Here is a 16,942-nt window from a genome sequence, read left to right as displayed (position 1 = left end):
ATCCTGAGCGTAGTCGAAGGATCTCTCTTGTACATGTTTGTTCCGTTGATTGAAAGTTCAGTTTTCATAAGCCAGAGATTCTTCACTGCGTTCAGAATGACAATGCTCTTATCTGTGTAATCACTAAAAATCACCTTAATCGGTGCCTTAAAAATCCTTATTCAGCAATTTCTCCAACTCCCCAAACGAAACATTCATTCTTACCCTACCTTGTTTGGCATATGATATTTCCCCGGTTTCTTCTGATATAATTACTGCAACGGCATCGGTCGTTTCAGAAACGCCAATACCCGCACGGTGTCTTAATCCAAACTGTGAAGGCAACTGATCGTTATCGGTTAAAGGCAAAATACAACTCGCACTTTTGATTTTGTTTTCAGAAATAACTACAGCACCATCATGCAGCGGACTGTTTTTCTGAAAGATACTTTCCAGCAAACGCTTCGATATTTTGGCGTCAACAAGTTCACAGCTATTGGCAAAAAATTGCTCGTCGTAAAACTTAACAAATACCATTAACGCACCTGTTCGGGTTTTTTTCATGCTTTTACAGGCATCAATTATTGGTTTTATTCGGGTTAAATTATTCCTTTCAATTTCTTTTCTGCCAAATAAATATCCCCACCAGGCTTTATTCTTTTGTAAAAAAGCATTTTTTCCGATGAGTAAGAGAAAACGCCTGATCTCTGGGTGAAAAATTACAATCAATGCAATAATCCCCACACTCATAAATTTCTCTATGATAGCAGTTAACAATTCCATATGCAAAGCCTTTACTATCCAGTAAAAAACTGTAATAATAAACATCCCAACAAGTAGGTTGACAGCCAGGGTATTGCGGATGAGCGTATAAACGTAGTAAATTAATAAGGCTACTAAAATGATATCAACGATATCAGTTGGCGATACTTTAAGGAAATCAAAATCAAAACCTTTCATTTGTGGCAAGATAGCAAAATGGTTTTCAGTTTACAAGATGGGTTAACTGTTTAAACTGGTTATTTATAGAATGAATTCGATCAGATGAATTGATAACGCTCAACACTAAACGCTTAACCCAACATCTCTACTAAGCGCACACACTCCGCCGCTTCCCTAACATCATGTACCCTTAAAATGCCCACTCCTTTTTGTAGCGCAATGGTATTGAGTACCGAGGTTCCGTTCAGGGCCTGCGCTGCCGAAGTGCCAAGTGTTTTATAAATCATTCCTTTACGTGAGAAGCCCACTAAAATGGGAAGTTTAAAAATTTTAAAAGCTTCCAATTGATTAAGCAGCTCATAATTATGTCCGATTGTTTTTCCAAAGCCAAAACCAGGGTCAATAATTATGTCGTGAACATGCAGTGCCTTAAGAGCTGCAACTTTTTTCGCCAGGTAATCAATTACTTCCAATAACACATTGTCGTAAACAGGGTTTTGCTGCATATTTTGAGGAGTACCCTTCATGTGCATCATCATATAAGGTATCTGTAGTTTAGCCACTGTTTCGAACATCTGTTCGTCCATATCTCCAGCGGCAATATCATTAATGATATGCGCGCCGGCAGAAATCGTTTCCGCTGCTACTTTCGCCCTAAACGTATCAATGGAAATAATCGCCTCGGGAAATGTTTTTACTAAACTTTCTACTACGGGCACCAAACGGTCAACCTCTTCACTGGTAGAAATATCTTTAGCGCCAGGCCTTGATGAGTATCCGCCGATATCAATAAATGTAGCACCTTCATTAAGGAACTGGGCTGCTTTGGTTAAAGCTTCGTCTATCGATTTTGTGCGGCTATTGCTATAAAAAGAATCGGGTGTAATATTTAAAATGCCCATCACTTTTGGGCGGCTTAAATCGATAAGCTTACCTTTAATGTTTAAGCTTTGCTTGGGCTCAAAAAAGTTTTTTTCTGCCATAATAAACCCTTTCGGGATTTGGGTTTCGCTTTAAAAATGTATCTTTAGCTTTTGTTTTTTCACGACAAAAATACACTAAAAACTAAATAATTATTGGCTTTGGCACAAACAAATACCTCTACCGAATTTGATGAAGTGATTGCGGTTTGCAGATCATTATTTTTAAAAAAGACTAAAGATTATGGCACTGCATGGCGGATTTTAAGACCAAGTTCGATAACCGATCAGATTTTTATCAAAGCACAACGCATCCGTACCCTCGAAGAAAAAAAAGTAAGTAAGGTAGGAGAGGGTGTTATATCTGAATACATCGGGATTGTAAACTATTGTATTATCGCCATGATGCAGCTCGAACTGACTGAAAGCGACCCGAATGAAATGCCTTATGCCGAAGTTGAAAAACGGTTTGAAGAAAAGGTAACGGAAACCAAAGATTTAATGTTTGCCAAAAACCACGATTATGGTGAGGCTTGGCGCGATATGCGCATTAGCTCGTTAACCGATCTGATTTTGATGAAAATTTTTAGGGTAAAACAGATAGAAGACAACGAAGGGCAAACCCTGGCTTCGGAGGGTGTTAATGCAAATTATCAGGATATGTTGAACTATTCGGTTTTTGCACTGATCAAACTCGGCGTTAAATAAATAGCGTATAGCCTTTAAAAAAATAGATACATACAGATGCGAAACATACTTTTAAGATTCTCCAGGATTTTTGTCGGTGCCTTATTCATATTTTCAGGATTGATCAAAGCAAACGATCCACTTGGCTTTGGCTATAAACTACAGGAATATTTCGAAGTTTTTCACATGAATTTCCTGAGTGGAATGGCCACTGGTATTGCTATTTTACTTTGTACTTTAGAAATTGTTCTCGGTGCCTTATTGCTATTGGGTTTCTGGAGTAAAAAGGTAGCATGGGGTTTATTGCTTCTCATCATCTTTTTTACCCTGCTCACATTTATATCTGCAGCGTTCAAAGTAGTTACCAGTTGTGGCTGTTTTGGCGATGCCATTCCGCTTACCCCATGGCAGTCGTTCAGTAAAGATTTGATCCTTTTAGCGCTAATCATTGTTATTTTCTTAAACAAGAACCTGATCCAGCCTCTATTTAAAAAAGAAACCACTCAAAGAAATATCGCTATTGCAGTAACGGTTATATCTTTAGGTTTTGGTTTATATACTTATAATGTTTTGCCGATTATCGATTTCCTGCCTTATAAGGTTGGTGCGCATCTTCCATCATTAATGGTTATTCCTCCGGGAGAAAAACCAGATGAATTTGAGATCATGTATCACTTAAAGAACAAGAAAACCAATGAAGAGAAAGATATGAGCGATAAAGCCTATCTTAAAACAGAGATCTGGAAGGATAACAATTGGGAAATTATCGGTGAACCGGCAAAAAGACTGGTTAAAAAAGGTTTTGAACCTAAAATCAAAGACCTGAACATAACAGATGCTTCAGGTACCGATTATACCAAGGAACTTATCGAAAATCCTTATTATAATTTGATCTTTGTAGCCTACGATCTTCATGCTACAAACGAGGCCGCTATTGGTAAACTAAATGCCCTGGCTTTAAACGCTACGCAGCAATTTAATATCCGTACGGTTTTGCTTACTTCCAATTCGGCTCAGGATGCACAGGCTTTTATCAAAAAGAACAACCTGTTTTCGGAGGTTTTTTATGCCGATGCCGTACCTTTAAAAAGTATGGTTAGGGCAAACCCTGGGGTTTTATTGATGAAGAACGGCGTGGTAATCAATAAATGGCATTTTCACAACGTACCCACTTTCGACCAACTCAGTCGAAAATATTTCGATAAATAAATATGATCGGATACGCACTAAAAAAACTGATGTATGGGCTGCTGGTAATGGGCGGTGTAATATTGGTTGTTTTTGTGCTGTTTAATATTTTGCCTGGCGACCCTGCGCGGATGACGATGGGGCAAAGGGCCGATGTACAATCGCTCGAAGCCGTTCGTAAAGAATTTGGTTTAGACCGGTCCAAACCTGTTCAGTTTGTTTTATACATTAATGATTTATCGCCAATTAGTATTCTGGATAACGATAGTACCAACCAACAGAAATATCATTACGCAAAACTGATGGCTTTTGATAAAAAGGCGCTGGTGATAAAATGGCCTTATCTCCGCAGTTCTTATCAGACCAAGCGAGATGTGACGGCTATACTTTCCGAAACGGTACCGAATACCTTCATTCTTGCGCTAACAGCGATGATTTTTGCCACCATAATCGGTGTGTTTTTAGGTGTGCTTTCAGCAGTTTATAAAGATTCGTGGATTGATAAATCGGCCAATGCATTTGCCATTCTGGGTATATCAGCACCTTCTTTTTTTGCGGGGATTATTATTGCCTGGCTTTTCGGTTTTGTGCTTAGCAATTATACAGGCCTAAAAATGAGCGGCAGCTTATATTCTTACGATCCCTTTAATGGTGAGGTATTAACCTTAAGAAACCTATGGCTGCCAATGATTACCCTTGGTTTGAGACCTTTGGCGATTATTGTACAGTTAACCAGAAGCGCAATGCTGGATGTTTTGGCACAGGATTATATCAGAACGGCAAGAGCCAAAGGCTTAAGTAGAAATGCCATTATTTATAAACACGCTTTAAAAAATGCGATGAACCCGGTAATTACGGCTATTTCAGGATGGTTTGCCTCATTGCTAGCAGGTTCTTTTTTTGTAGAGTACATTTTCGGGTATAACGGATTAGGCAGAACAACAGTAACCGCTTTAGAAATGTCTGATTTTCCGGTGGTGATGGGTTCCATTCTTTTTATTGCTTTCGTATTTGTAGTCATTAATATTCTGGTTGATATTTTATATGCTTATGTTGACCCAAGAGTTAAATTAAGTTAGGTTATGTGCGAAGAAGAAATTATAGATTATACTGAGCTTGCCGATCAACGCATCATCGAAATATTTAAGCTTGCAACAGTCGAAATGCCCGATGCAGAGCGCTTGTTTAGTCACGTACTCAATGCGCAGCATATATGGGCACAGCGGATTTCGGGCAAGAAACCACTTTATGGTGTTTGGGATATTCATCATAAGGAAAACTTTGAGCGTATTGCCATTGAAAATTTTAAGCTGATCAGGGTAGTATTGAAAGAGAGTTCTTTAGATAAGATGATTTTGTACAGCAATACACAAGGTGTTGAGTACGAAAACCGATTGGATGAAATTTTATTTCATTTATTTAATCATTCTACTTATCATCGCGGACAGGTTGTAACTTTGTTGAAAAAAGAAGGTTTTACACCACCTGTAACCGATTATATTATGTTAAAACGCGACCATCTATTATAAGAGGTCGAAGCAAAAAGAGAGATACATGAAAATTTTCCTTATCGGATACATGGGCTGCGGCAAAAGTACAAAAGCTAAACAGCTGGCACATCGTTTAGATTGCCCTGTGATTGATCTTGATGCCGAAATTGTTTCAAAAACAGGTAAAAGCATTGCCGAATATTTTGCTGAATATGGAGAAAGTGGCTTTAGGGATTACGAAAGCAAAATGCTTAAAACCTTCGATTATCCAGAAACCTGTGTGGTAGCTACTGGAGGCGGATTGCCATGCTTTTTCGATAACATGGAATGGATGAATGCTAACGGCGAAACCGTTTATTTGCAAATGGAGCCGGCGGCTTTGGTATCACGTTTACATAACCGTCAAAAACGTCCCTTAATTAAAGATTTAGATGATGAGCAGCTTTTAGAATTTATTAAAGAGAAACTCAAAGAACGTGATCCTTTTTACACTCAGGCAAAACTGATTGTAGATGCATTTGACTTGGATGGGGAGAAGTTGGAAGAAGCGATTGTGAAGAATCGATAGATTAATTTGGAACTTGGAGTTGGGCGTTTGGAGTTAATTAATCGATTAAAACAGTTAACTGATTAACTTAATAGTGATACACCTACAAACAAACTAATAACCGATAAGCTATGAATTATTAGACTATTGACAAATGAACTATTGGCTAATGAACCACTGAACTAATTCCATCATCAATTATCCTAGCCGATAACAACGCAAGCGGAATGCCCCCTCCAGGATGCACACTACCCCCACAGAAATATAAATTTTTAACTTTCGAACTGAAATTGGGATGCCTTAAAAAGGCAGAAAACTGATTGTTGGAGCTGTTGCCATATAAAGAACCTTGATAAGAACCTGTTTTGCTTTCTATGCTTCTGGGATCTAAAATCTGCTCACAGATAATGTCTTTTTCAATATTCCTGTTTAAAATACGGCTAATCTTTTTAATGATATTTGTTCTGGCTTCTTTAATCAGCACATCCCAGTTCTGACCATTATTGGCAGGAACATTTATCATTACAAACCAGTTCTCACTGTCTGTAGGTGCATCTGCCCTGATATGTTTGCAGCTGATGTTTACGTACACCGTTGGGTCGATGCTGATGGTTTTCTCTTTCCATATGGCATTAAACTCCTTTTGGTAATCCTCAGCGAAAAAGATGTTGTGCAGGCCCATATCGCTGTAATTCCCGTCCATGCCCCAGTAAAAAATCAGAGCAGAGCTACTCCGTTCCTGGTTTAATAATTTTTTAGGTTGGGCTATGTTTTTTAGTAGGTTTTTATAAGTAAACCAGATGTCGAGGTTCGAAACAACCACGTCAGCCTTGTAGTTTTTATCATTAACTTTTACGCCCTGTACTTCGGGTTTAAGTCCATTGGAATATATGATTTCTTCCACCTTTTGATTGTAATGAAACCTTATTCCTAACTCTTCTGCTAATTTTACCAGGGCAGTAACAATACTGTACATCCCATTCGTTGGAAGAAATGCTCCATAGTGATACTCGAAATGTGGAATTATATTCAATGTGGCCGGTGCCTGATAGGGATCGGAACCGTTATATGTGGCATAACGGTTAAAAAGCTGCGCTATTCTATCGTCTTTAAAGAACGATCGGTTTGCTTTTGCCTGTGTTCTAAAAGCATCAATCTGGCCAAAACGGAATATAGATTTTAAGGTGTCCCAGTGCAGGTAGCTTTTAATTTTATGCAGACTTCTTTCCAAAAATACACGGTGGGTAACCTCGTAAATGGTTTTGCTTTTGTTTAAATAGCGCTCAACCTCTTTTGCAGTTGAATCTGTTTTTTCTTCTATTTCCTTAGCAAATTCATCGAGATCTGCACGTGCGTTTAACCTTAAGCCATCTTCGTAAAAATAACGGCAAATTTCTTTTAATTTTAGATATTCAAAATAATCTTCAGGGTTTTTACCTGCCAGTTTGAAGAGTTCATCCACGTACTGGGGCATGGTAAAAAGGCTCGGTCCGGCATCAAACCTGAAACCATTCATTTTTATTTCTGTCAGCTTACCTCCAGGTTTTGAATTAGCTTCAAAAACATCAACCTCATAGCCCTTTAGGGAAAGGCGGATTGCCGATGCAATGCCCGCAATTCCGGCACCGATAATTATTGCTTTTGGTTTAGACATCAATCTATTTCAACTCCTCTAAATATACCTTCGTTTGTTTTTCGATCTCGTTGGTGGCAAATTTAATGGCCGAACCAACCCTGGTGGTTTCGGATTTTACAGGAATTTTGTTTACCGTTGCCAAGGCATCAGTATACCATTTGGCCCACACTTCAATAATGTGTTTCTCATCAGCTGGGGTTTTCCCTTTTGCAATTTCTTTTTTGCTCAGTTCAAATTCAGTTTTTAATCGGGTTAAAGCATCGGTTTTAACTTGCGAAACAGTGGTTATCGCGGTATTTTCGTCTGCAGAAATCAAAGTATAGGCAGCAGTTAAACCACTTATCCCAACATTTTTCATTTCGGTTGGCGAAACTTTATCAATCCTGTCGTTATCTGTATGGTAAAATACATCGGTAAAGTGCCACATCAGTAATCCTGGGATTTTATTTTGCAGGAATGGTGTGTGGTCGCTGCCACCTTCAAACGGATTGTAGTTAACCGTCCAGTTGGCAAATTTGCCCTGTGCTTTACAGATATCGAAGATAAAATCGTTAAAATAATGCGGGAAAAGATCTTTTTCAGTAACATCGCCAGCGCCCCATTCAGTATGTTTATCCGTTCCTCTTGTCCAAATGGCCGATGGATCAGGCATTTTTTCGATCAGGAATGAGCCGCCGGTTTTTTTGGTGTCCTCGCCAACCATATCCAAACTCATTCCCCACATAATGCCTTTGGCCCGGGTGGTATCTTCGGTAATATATCTTCTTGTTGATACAATTTCGTCGCCCCATAAAAAAGTGAGGCTACGCTTCGGACTGATCTTTTTTGCCTGATATAATGCTGCTGTTAATCTTGCCATTTCTGCTAATGTACCAACGCCGCTTGCATTATCGTTTGCACCAGGCTCCTGAACATGGGCACTGAACACAAAACGTTCATTAGGATTTACACTGCCTTTAACATTTGCTACTATGGTTAATTCTTCTGAGGGGTAAATTTTAGTCTGAATATTTACTTTCAATTTAGTCTCGCCTTTTAAGCAGGCCGCTTTTAACTTTTCTTTAGCAGCATAAGATAAAAGCAAGGTCCATACCTCACTATTGGCTTTCATGCTCCCAAACTGGATAGAAGTTTGGTGTAACTCTGGTTGGGTATACTTTGGCATCGAATAGCCAAGCACACCAATGGCTCCCGCTTTTGTAGCTATTTGAAGCAAACGTGACGGACTGTTCTCAGAAAATAGGATTTTTCCTTTAAGGTCCATTTTCTCTATTTCAGCTGGAATTATTTTTTCTATAAAAACCACATTAGCTCTAACACCTTCTGTAACTGTTGATCCGCAATTGATTGGAATCATGTTGCGGTTAGTTTGGTAAGAAATGAGTGGTTTTGTTTCTCCAACAATATCTATATTGGCATCAACGGGCTCCCAGGTGCTGTTTTTCATCGCTCTTTTTTCGATGCGATAACTTAAAGGAGCCTCAAATTCATTCTGCTTCTGTTCAACAAAACCGGCTTTTTTAAGGATGTTTTCTACGTAATGGATACTGGCATTAAAGCCTGTGTTACCGGGTACGCGGAAGTATTTTTCTACAAAAGCAGTCGTTTCATAGGCATTTTTTTCTAGGAAACCAGCCCGCGTTAGCTTGAAATATTCATCTGTCGAATTTTGTGCGTAACATCCCAATCCCGCAAAAAGCAGTGCAAAAAGTATCTTCGTTTTCATTATCGTTCGTAAAAGCGAAAGATACTAAGAATATTTAATCTTGTTTAGGCGTACCGCTTGCCAGTTTTGCGTTTCAACCCTTCGTCAACCGATAATGGGCCTGAACCTACTACCCAAAACATGATAAGAAGAAACAGCACCAAGACCGAAAACCACAATTCCGAATTCGGTGTGGAGAAACCCGGTGTAAGGTTAACAAAAAATACCGCAAACAATAAGATTGGAATCTGAATTACAACGGCAAAGCGGGTAACTAAGCCTAAAGTAATTAAAACACCCCCAACTAAATGTGCAAATGCAACAACATGAATGGCGACACTGATGAGCATGCCTGAAAAACCAAATACGTTGTTTTGTGTGATCATGTTCTGAAGAACCGAAGTGTCGCTAACAAAAGAAACACCTTTTCCAAAAATGATCAGGCCAAGTACAATCCGAAGATAATCCAGCCATTTTGAGTGATGAACATCTCCCCAATGTTCAATTTTACGGATAACGTTCATAATGAACCTCCATTTTTATGTGAATGATACTTTAAGTTACGGATTTTTATTTGGTTATCAAATAAGGAACTGAAAATCAATAGATCACGATTGTGGTTGTTGTAAAAGAAGTGATTTAACCTTTTGATGTAAAATTAACAAAAAATTAATTTATACCGTTTTGGTTTTTGGTATGAATTTAGTATTATTGCTTAAATAGATAGGTTTTTTATCATGAGCAAAGAAATATTAGAGTTTTCTGTACTGGTGGATGAAAAATTTGACCTAAAATTTAATTGGTTAGATGGCTTTTGGGGCGCGGCATTTAAATTTTTTGGAAAATAATTTTAAATCGAAAATATGCTAAATCAGTCGTTTTAGACTGAGCGGAAAAATATTGCCTAATCTTTCTGGTAAACCATTTATCTATCTGGATCATTTATCCTACTTTGGTCTTTAGCTTTTCAGCTATTTATATTCATTCTGATTTTTGTGTTTCAGCTTTATTGTTTAGCCTTTGGTCTTTCCTCTTTCAGCTTTTAGCTTTATCTTTGCAAAATAATGAGTAGAAGAAAACCTGGTACGGTAACTATTGTTCCAAACGTACATATAATCGATATTGCTGAAGAGGGAAAAGGTGTTGGCAAGGCTGACGAATTGGTCATTTTTGTTGATAAAGCCGTTCCTGGTGATGTGGTGGATGTTCGGTTGACCAAAAAGAAAAAGAATTTTGCTGAAGCAATCATTGATCAGCTTCATGAAAAATCAGCGTTGCGTACTGATCCTTTTTGTCCTCATTTCGGAACCTGCGGCGGTTGCAAATGGCAGCATATGGGTTACGATGCTCAATTGAAATTTAAGCAGAAAAATGTTGAGGCAGCTTTACAGCGTTTAGGTAAAATAGATACCTCAGGAACAGAACCTATTTTAGGTTCAGAAAAAAACAGGTATTACCGAAATAAATTAGAATTTACTTTTTCGAACAAACGTTGGTTGGAAAAAACCGATGTAGAACGCGATGAAGATTTTGACATGAATGCACTGGGTTTTCACGTACCATTGCGTTTTGATAAAATTTTAGATATCGAGCATTGTTATCTACAAGATGAGCCTTCTAATTCGATCAGAAACGCTGTCCGTAAATATGCCTTAGAAAATGACCTGTCGTTTTACGATCTGCGTAACCATGAAGGCGTTTTGCGTAACCTGATTATCCGTACTTCTAGCACAGGAGAGGTGATGGTTGCTGTGGTATTTGCTTATCCGGAACAGACACAAGTTGATGGCTTGATGGGTTTCCTTAAAAATGAATTTCCACAGATTACCTCTTTGCTGTATATCGTTAACCAAAAAAAGAATGACACTATTTTCGATCAGGATGTGGTGGTTTTCTCAGGTCCCGATCATATTTTCGAAGAAATGGATGGCATCCGTTTTAAAATTGGGGTGAAATCTTTTTATCAGACCAATTCTGAACAAGCCTTCGAGCTATATAAAATCACCAGGGATTTTGCCGGATTTAAAGGTGATGAACTGGTTTATGATTTATACACTGGTGCCGGGACGATTGCAAATTTTATTGCCAAAAACGTAAAGCAGGTAGTTGGGGTAGAATATGTACCAACCGCTATTGAAGATGCAAAGTTTAACTCAGCGCTAAATGGCATCGATAATACAATTTTCTATGCCGGAGATATGAAAGATATTCTTACTTCAGAATTTATCCTGGCACATGGTAAACCAGATGTGGTCATTACTGATCCGCCACGGGCTGGTATGCATACAGATGTAGTACAGAGATTGCTTGAAATGGAGTCTGAAAAAATTGTCTATGTAAGCTGTAATGCAGCCACACAGGCAAGAGATTTAGAATTATTGAAAGAAAAATACGATGTGGTGCGCATTAAACCTGTAGATATGTTTCCGCACACGCAACACGTAGAAAATGTAGTATTGTTAAGGTTAAAGTAATAAAATGATTGAATGAGAGAAAAATTGAATGAAAGAATGGGGCAATTTGCCTTTAACATTCAACTATTCACTCATTCAAAATTCAATCATTAGTTAAGGTATGGATAGAGAAGAATTATTAGGCGCAACGCCCGAAGAGAACGGAACACCACAAAAAAAGCAGGAAAGTCCGCTGGTAAGTTTAGAAAAAGACTTAGAATTTTACGCTGATGCGATTAAAGAAGTAGCAATCGAGATTATGGTGGAAGGCATTTCTGCCCATCCAATTTTTATTGCACATCAGCATGAGGTGAACATTGGCGAACTTATCTTAAATAAAGAAGAACTTAATACCGATTGGACCATACAAGCCTCTACGTTAGAAGAATTTGTAGAAAAAGGAATCATCAGCAAGGAAAAAAAAGAGCCCTTCTTAAAAGTATATAAAAAACCGGAAGATTTTATGTGCGTATTCGTAATTGTTCCTGAAGGCGCCAACTTTATTTACTATCCGTACAAAAAAAGGTAGAGGATAGAAAGGTTGATGATTCCCTCCCTAAGCCTTTAATGATCAGAATCTGTGTAATCTATTAATCTGTGCAATTACCGAATAAAAAACGCCGCTTTGTATCCACAAAGCAGCGCGTTATTATTAACTAAACTAAACTTTTAATTTACGTGGTGTACATCTCCACTTTTTGAGCTTGATGTTTTCTTGAGTGAAGCATTTCCCTTATAACTTACATCGCCACCACCACTTGCACTGGCCTCTAAGCCTTTATTTACATAAAGATTTACATCAGAACCCCCAGAAGCCTGTACCTTTGCATAATCTGTAATTAATTCATAAGCATCGATATCGCTACCTCCACTAGATTGAATGGTCATGTTTTCTGCTTTGCCTTTTAAATCGAGATCACTGCCACCGCTTGATTGAATAGATAGATCGTTGCAAACAACCGTTAATTTTAAATCCGATCCTCCTGAAGAGCGAATAGCAAGTTTTTCTGTTTTAATTTGGTTTTGTGTAAAAACATCGGATCCTCCCGATGCTGCAATTGCATTTAGGGTTTTAAAACTTACATAAGCTTTAATGGTACGGTTTTTAAACATACCGCTCCAATTGATACCATCTTTAAACTTTATGGTAACATTACTGCCGCTCTGCTCAACAACAATATCTTTTAATGTTTCCGAATCAGATTTTATACTCACACTTTCACTACCGCCCTGGGTGAGGTATAAATCTATGCCACTGCTTACTCCAATGCTATTAAAGTTTTTAACGGTGAAGCTTTTAGTATCCTGCGCTTTAGCCATGTAGCTGGTTACCACGATAAATAAAATGGCGGATGATTTGATAAGGGTTTTCATAATCGTTTTTTCGTTAAATGATTCTGAAGCTATCATTACGCAGCATTTAGGCAACGATGGCTTCGATTTTGTGTTTTGGTTATAGATTAGACGCATCTCTGATGAAAACGTTGCAAACAATCGAAATTATTTTTCAAATAGTTTGAATTTCATCCTTAAAATCGTTCTTTTTGTATTCAATCCTTTTTATACAATGGCATCGCAATTACTTATTCTCAACAAGAAACAAATTCAGCAGAAAATAGATCGTATCGCTTATCAGATTTTAGAAGATAACCTGAATGAGAAAGAAGTGGTGCTTGCCGGTATTTGGGACCGTGGCTACAAACTAGCGCTAAGATTAGAAAAAGTGCTTAAAAAGATTTCGGGCTTTAAACTAACCTTACTGCGTATCGACCTGCAGAAAGAAAGTAGCAAATTGGTTGCTTCGACAGATCTGGATGAAAGCCATTGGAAAAACAAGGTGATCATTATTGTTGATGATGTATTGAACAGCGGTAAAACCCTTGCTTATGGTTTAGGTGTTTTCTTAAATACGCCACATAAAAAAATCCGTACAGTAGTTTTGGTTGATCGAAGCCATAAAATTTTCCCTATTGCCACCGATTTTGTTGGGCTTGAACTGGCTACCATCTTAAAAGAACATGTAGATGTAGTAATGGATGTGGAAGGTGAAGAAGATCGGGTTTATTTGAGCTAAGTTATAGAGATAATGGCATATTCCAAATGTGCATCTTAAGAATCCTCGTTACAAATGAGGACTATAATTCATCTGTGCTATCGTCCTCGTTTGTAACGAGGATGCACGAGAATAGCGATTTTATCGCTTTTTTTAAATCAATTCAATTTTCACCAAACCTTTAATTCCAGCATAATCTTTAGCGCTACTGTAAATGTATTGCTCGGGAAATTCAACAATACAAGCTTTAACAGGATTATCATGGATATAATGTAGTTTTTGAAAAGCATCGATTTCTTGTAAATCGATAGGGTGATTGTCGTCTTGCCAGATTTTGTGACTTTCTGCCCGATTGGTCTTTCTAGTTTCGAAACTAAACTTGTCTAAAAGCCAATCTTTCCTACTTTCAGGTATCTCTTTAATGGTAACAGCCAATTGCTTCGAAGTGAATTTTTTAAAATCTCTCAAAAAATCAGACATTTTATTTGGCTCTTTACACTTCCAATAAAATGAATGTGATTCGTCATCAGAACCCAACCATTTAATATTAATCCTTTATTCTCGATACAGTGGTTTAACGAATCGACAATTATGTTTTTATATTCTATAAGTCTATCCAACCAACTATTGTACATGTTATAAAATAAGTCTGATTTTGATCAGTAATTATATATCTGCTTCCTCCCATAATAAAATAAGATTAAATCTTTAATTAAATTATATTCTCAGTAAAGAGAATATCTGGGAGATTTATAGTGAATATAGTTATTTTATACATAAATGCGCTAATCGTACGCGTTTGTGGAGAGGATGAATGAGAATAGCGATTATATCGCTAATACTTAAATCGGTTTAAGCTATTACGCCACATTACAAATGTGGACCTCGCTAATCCTCGTTACAAACGAGGACTATAACGAGTGTATGTACAATACATTTGCAATTAACCTCAATTTTTTGCAATTTCCCGAAATGTATCAGCCTAGAAAAAATAATTTGATCTTCAGCTTTTTCTCCTGGTACATCCAGTTTATCATCAAAAAAGATTTTTCAGCTTTTAAGTATGGTGAGGTGGAGATTAAACAAGATGCGGCTATCTTGGTTTTGGCCAATCATTTTAGCTGGTGGGATGGTTTTTTCCTCTTTTACATCAACAAAAAAGTATTTAAGAAACAATTTCATGTTTTAGTGAATGCCGAAAACTATACTAAAGTTGGTTTTCTAAGGTATCTTGGTGCTTTTGCGGCCGAAAATAAAGGTAAAGATGTTTTAGAAACGCTTAATTATGCAGGCAAACTGTTAGATAACCCCGCAAATTTGGTACTTGTATTCCCCCAGGGCAAATTATATTCGAACCATCTTAAAAATATCAGTTTCGAAAAAGGAGTGATGCAGATGATCAATGCCAGTCAGAAAAAGATTAATATTATTTTTGCCGCCACCTTTATTGATTATTTTTCCAAAAGAAAGCCCTCAGCTTATACTTACTTGCAGCATTGGGAGAATGAAGAATATGTAAGTTTACAATTACTAAAAAGCGCTTATAATAAACATTACGATCAGTCTGTTGTTAAACAAACTCAGCTAATTGAATGACAATTTTTATTTACGCCGTTTTAATTTTCCTGGTGATCCGGTTTTCGGTTACTGTTTTCAATTTCCTTTCTAATCCTAAGTTGCCGAGAGTGGTTAAACACTATCATGATAAGGTTTCGATCTTAATTCCTGCACGAAATGAAGCAGCGGATATTTTAGAATTGCTCGTTTCGATAAAAAACCAGGACTACACCAATTATGAAGTTATTGTTTTGGATGATAACAGCGATGACAATACTTTCGGTGTAGTCGAAAATTTTTGTCTTACGAACCCGCAATTTAAAGTGGTAAGCGGTAAAGCGTTACCTCAAAACTGGCTTGGGAAAAATTATGCCTGCCACCAGCTTAGCGAATTGGCTACAGGGAAATATCTTTTGTTTATCGATGCAGACGAATCAGTAAAAAGAGGATTGATCAATAGCCTGATCAACCGGATGGAAATCGGAGGGCTGGCTTTGTTAAGTGTTTTTACCAACCAAACTATAAAATCGATAGGCGAGTGGTTAACAGTGCCCTTAATGCATTTTATACTGCTAAATTTATTGCCTTTGCGATTGGTTAAACTTTCGAAAAATCCAGCATTTTCAGCAGCAAGTGGACAGTGCATGTTTTTTAATGCCAATAATTACAAAGAAAACCATTGGCATGAGCGGGTTAAACACCAGGTTGTGGAAGATGTGGAGATTATGAAGTTGGTAAAACAAGAAAAATTTAATGCAGAGGCCCTTTTAGCCAACGGACTGATCTATTGTAGGATGTACAAAAATTTAGGCGAAAGCTTAAACGGTTTTAGTAAAAATTTACTGACGGGTTTTGGTAATAACATCATAATATTATTACTTTACCAGCTTTTGGTAACTGTAGGACCAGTAATTTTAATCTTAAACTTTAATATTGCTTTACTTGTATTACCATTAACTTTAATAGTATTAACTAGAATGATGATCTCCTATTTATCGGGGCAAAATGTTTTGATAAATCTGATTTTACATCCTTTACAGATGTTATTCTTCTTAATAATTTCATTCATTTCTATAAAAAAACATATTTTTAAAACGAGCACATGGAAGGGCAGAACGATCAAAACGATTTAAAGGTTAAAAGGATTGCAGTTGCAATAATTGTCGTTTTTCATATGGTTGGCTTGCTTGGCTTCTTAATTCCTGTTGCCCAGCCTTATTTTATCAAACTGGTTCCCTTTCATTTGTTGCTGATGTTTGCCGTAATTGTTTTTTCGTACAATGCCGATGTGAAACGTTTATTGTTACTGGTTTCGGGTGTATTTCTCTGTGGCTTTTTAGTCGAGGTACTAGGCGTTCATACCGGAAAGATATTTGGCAGCTATTATTACGGCGATACATTGGGCTACAAAGTTGCTGCGGTTCCATTACTAATGGGTGTAAATTGGGTAATCCTTATTTTCAGTGTTGGGCAAATGATGAAAAGTATGAAAATCAGGCATAGTATTCTGGCTTCAGTTCTCGGCGCTTTTATACTGGTAGGTTTCGATTTCTTTTTGGAACCTGTGGCCATGAAATTTAACTACTGGCAGTGGGACTGGCATGAAATCCCTGTTCAGAATTATGTAGCGTGGTTTATTGTTTCGGTAATATTGTTAAAGTTTTACTATGCTTTGGGCTTAAAGCAACAAAAATATATTGGTACTGTAATGTTCGTTTCACAGCTAATCTTTTTTGTTGTCTTATACATGACAACCGGAACAAATATTTTTGCTTAATTTTGTAT

General features: G+C 37.4%; 19 protein-coding genes. 12 read left to right on the top strand and 7 right to left on the bottom strand.

What is annotated here, in order from left to right; translation table 11 throughout:
* Positions 1-147: 147 nt before the first annotated feature.
* Both cdaA and folP read right to left on the bottom strand, forming a co-directional pair.
* Positions 148-939 (bottom strand): diadenylate cyclase CdaA, encoded by a 792-nt coding sequence (gene cdaA / locus LQ227_RS05515; RefSeq protein ID WP_230145952.1) that lies wholly within the window; start codon positions 937-939, stop codon positions 148-150.
* A gap of 113 nt (positions 940-1,052) precedes the next feature.
* The gene (gene folP, locus LQ227_RS05510) at positions 1,053-1,904 is read right to left on the bottom strand and encodes a dihydropteroate synthase (RefSeq protein WP_230148612.1); all 852 of its coding nucleotides are present in this window, start codon (positions 1,902-1,904) and stop codon (positions 1,053-1,055) included.
* Between the two features lie 99 nt (positions 1,905-2,003).
* Here folP and LQ227_RS05505 point away from each other — a divergent pair, with 99 nt between their 5' ends.
* Genes LQ227_RS05505 through LQ227_RS05485 form a run of 5 tightly spaced genes read left to right on the top strand, consistent with a single transcriptional unit; the run spans position 2,004 to position 5,774 of the window.
* The gene (locus tag LQ227_RS05505; RefSeq protein WP_131032057.1) at positions 2,004-2,549 is read left to right on the top strand and encodes a DUF1599 domain-containing protein; all 546 of its coding nucleotides are present in this window, start codon (positions 2,004-2,006) and stop codon (positions 2,547-2,549) included.
* Positions 2,550-2,585: 36 nt separating this feature from the next.
* Positions 2,586-3,737 (top strand): BT_3928 family protein, encoded by a 1,152-nt coding sequence (locus LQ227_RS05500; protein WP_230148611.1) that lies wholly within the window; start codon positions 2,586-2,588, stop codon positions 3,735-3,737.
* 2 nt (positions 3,738-3,739) lie between these two features.
* Complete coding sequence (locus tag LQ227_RS05495) at positions 3,740-4,795, top strand: ABC transporter permease (protein WP_230148609.1); 1,056 nt, start codon at positions 3,740-3,742, stop codon at positions 4,793-4,795.
* A 3-nt stretch (positions 4,796-4,798) separates the two neighbouring features.
* Positions 4,799-5,245: a DinB family protein gene (locus tag LQ227_RS05490; RefSeq protein WP_230148607.1), complete on the top strand. Its 447-nt coding sequence runs from the start codon at positions 4,799-4,801 to the stop codon at positions 5,243-5,245.
* Between the two features lie 25 nt (positions 5,246-5,270).
* A complete protein-coding gene (locus tag LQ227_RS05485; RefSeq protein WP_230145958.1) occupies positions 5,271-5,774 on the top strand; it encodes a shikimate kinase in 504 nt (167 codons plus the stop codon).
* Between the two features lie 145 nt (positions 5,775-5,919).
* Here LQ227_RS05485 and crtD read toward each other — a convergent pair whose 3' ends face one another.
* The 3 genes from crtD to LQ227_RS05470 are packed head-to-tail and all read right to left on the bottom strand — an operon-like array spanning position 5,920 to position 9,618.
* Positions 5,920-7,407: a 1-hydroxycarotenoid 3,4-desaturase CrtD gene (gene crtD / locus LQ227_RS05480; RefSeq protein ID WP_230148605.1), complete on the bottom strand. Its 1,488-nt coding sequence runs from the start codon at positions 7,405-7,407 to the stop codon at positions 5,920-5,922.
* Positions 7,408-7,411: 4 nt separating this feature from the next.
* Positions 7,412-9,115 (bottom strand): M28 family peptidase, encoded by a 1,704-nt coding sequence (locus LQ227_RS05475; RefSeq protein WP_230148603.1) that lies wholly within the window; start codon positions 9,113-9,115, stop codon positions 7,412-7,414.
* Positions 9,116-9,159: 44 nt separating this feature from the next.
* Positions 9,160-9,618 (bottom strand): DoxX family protein, encoded by a 459-nt coding sequence (locus LQ227_RS05470; protein WP_057931136.1) that lies wholly within the window; start codon positions 9,616-9,618, stop codon positions 9,160-9,162.
* 213 nt (positions 9,619-9,831) lie between these two features.
* Between LQ227_RS05470 and LQ227_RS05465 the strand changes: the two genes are divergently transcribed.
* The 3 genes from LQ227_RS05465 to LQ227_RS05455 all read left to right on the top strand — a co-directional run bounded on the left by LQ227_RS05465 (position 9,832) and on the right by LQ227_RS05455 (position 12,076).
* Positions 9,832-9,942, top strand: coding sequence for a hypothetical protein (locus tag LQ227_RS05465; protein WP_029275619.1), 111 nt, complete (start codon positions 9,832-9,834; stop codon positions 9,940-9,942).
* A gap of 216 nt (positions 9,943-10,158) precedes the next feature.
* On the top strand, positions 10,159-11,568 hold the full coding sequence (gene rlmD / locus LQ227_RS05460; protein WP_230145961.1) for a 23S rRNA (uracil(1939)-C(5))-methyltransferase RlmD: 1,410 nt from the start codon (positions 10,159-10,161) through the stop codon (positions 11,566-11,568).
* A gap of 100 nt (positions 11,569-11,668) precedes the next feature.
* Positions 11,669-12,076 carry a hypothetical protein gene (locus tag LQ227_RS05455; RefSeq protein WP_230145962.1) on the top strand — a complete coding sequence of 136 codons (408 nt, stop codon included), beginning with the start codon at positions 11,669-11,671 and terminating at the stop codon, positions 12,074-12,076.
* A gap of 140 nt (positions 12,077-12,216) precedes the next feature.
* On the opposite strand, the gene LQ227_RS05450 is transcribed toward LQ227_RS05455, so the two are convergent.
* Entirely contained in the window at positions 12,217-12,957 is a 741-nt protein-coding gene (locus LQ227_RS05450) for a head GIN domain-containing protein (protein WP_230148601.1), read from the bottom strand.
* Positions 12,958-13,114: 157 nt separating this feature from the next.
* Between LQ227_RS05450 and LQ227_RS05445 the strand changes: the two genes are divergently transcribed.
* On the top strand, positions 13,115-13,621 hold the full coding sequence (locus LQ227_RS05445) for a phosphoribosyltransferase family protein (protein ID WP_029275623.1): 507 nt from the start codon (positions 13,115-13,117) through the stop codon (positions 13,619-13,621).
* A gap of 132 nt (positions 13,622-13,753) precedes the next feature.
* Here the strand turns inward: LQ227_RS05445 and LQ227_RS05440 are convergent, their stop codons facing one another.
* Entirely contained in the window at positions 13,754-14,080 is a 327-nt protein-coding gene (locus LQ227_RS05440; RefSeq protein WP_230145964.1) for a hypothetical protein, read from the bottom strand.
* Positions 14,081-14,524: 444 nt separating this feature from the next.
* Between LQ227_RS05440 and LQ227_RS05435 the strand changes: the two genes are divergently transcribed.
* Genes LQ227_RS05435 through LQ227_RS05425 form a run of 3 tightly spaced genes read left to right on the top strand, consistent with a single transcriptional unit; the run spans position 14,525 to position 16,934 of the window.
* On the top strand, positions 14,525-15,196 hold the full coding sequence (locus LQ227_RS05435) for a 1-acyl-sn-glycerol-3-phosphate acyltransferase (protein ID WP_230148598.1): 672 nt from the start codon (positions 14,525-14,527) through the stop codon (positions 15,194-15,196).
* Positions 15,193-16,290, top strand: coding sequence for a glycosyltransferase family 2 protein (locus LQ227_RS05430; protein WP_230148596.1), 1,098 nt, complete (start codon positions 15,193-15,195; stop codon positions 16,288-16,290). Before LQ227_RS05435 ends, LQ227_RS05430 begins: the two co-directional genes overlap by 4 nt.
* Positions 16,260-16,934 (top strand): carotenoid biosynthesis protein, encoded by a 675-nt coding sequence (locus LQ227_RS05425; protein WP_230148594.1) that lies wholly within the window; start codon positions 16,260-16,262, stop codon positions 16,932-16,934. The genes LQ227_RS05430 and LQ227_RS05425 overlap by 31 nt, the downstream gene beginning before the upstream one ends.
* Positions 16,935-16,942: the final 8 nt, after the last annotated feature.

The organism is Pedobacter sp. Bi27 (assembly GCF_918698255.1).
Taxonomy (GTDB): domain Bacteria; phylum Bacteroidota; class Bacteroidia; order Sphingobacteriales; family Sphingobacteriaceae; genus Pedobacter.
This window is presented reverse-complemented; position numbering and strand designations above follow the sequence as displayed.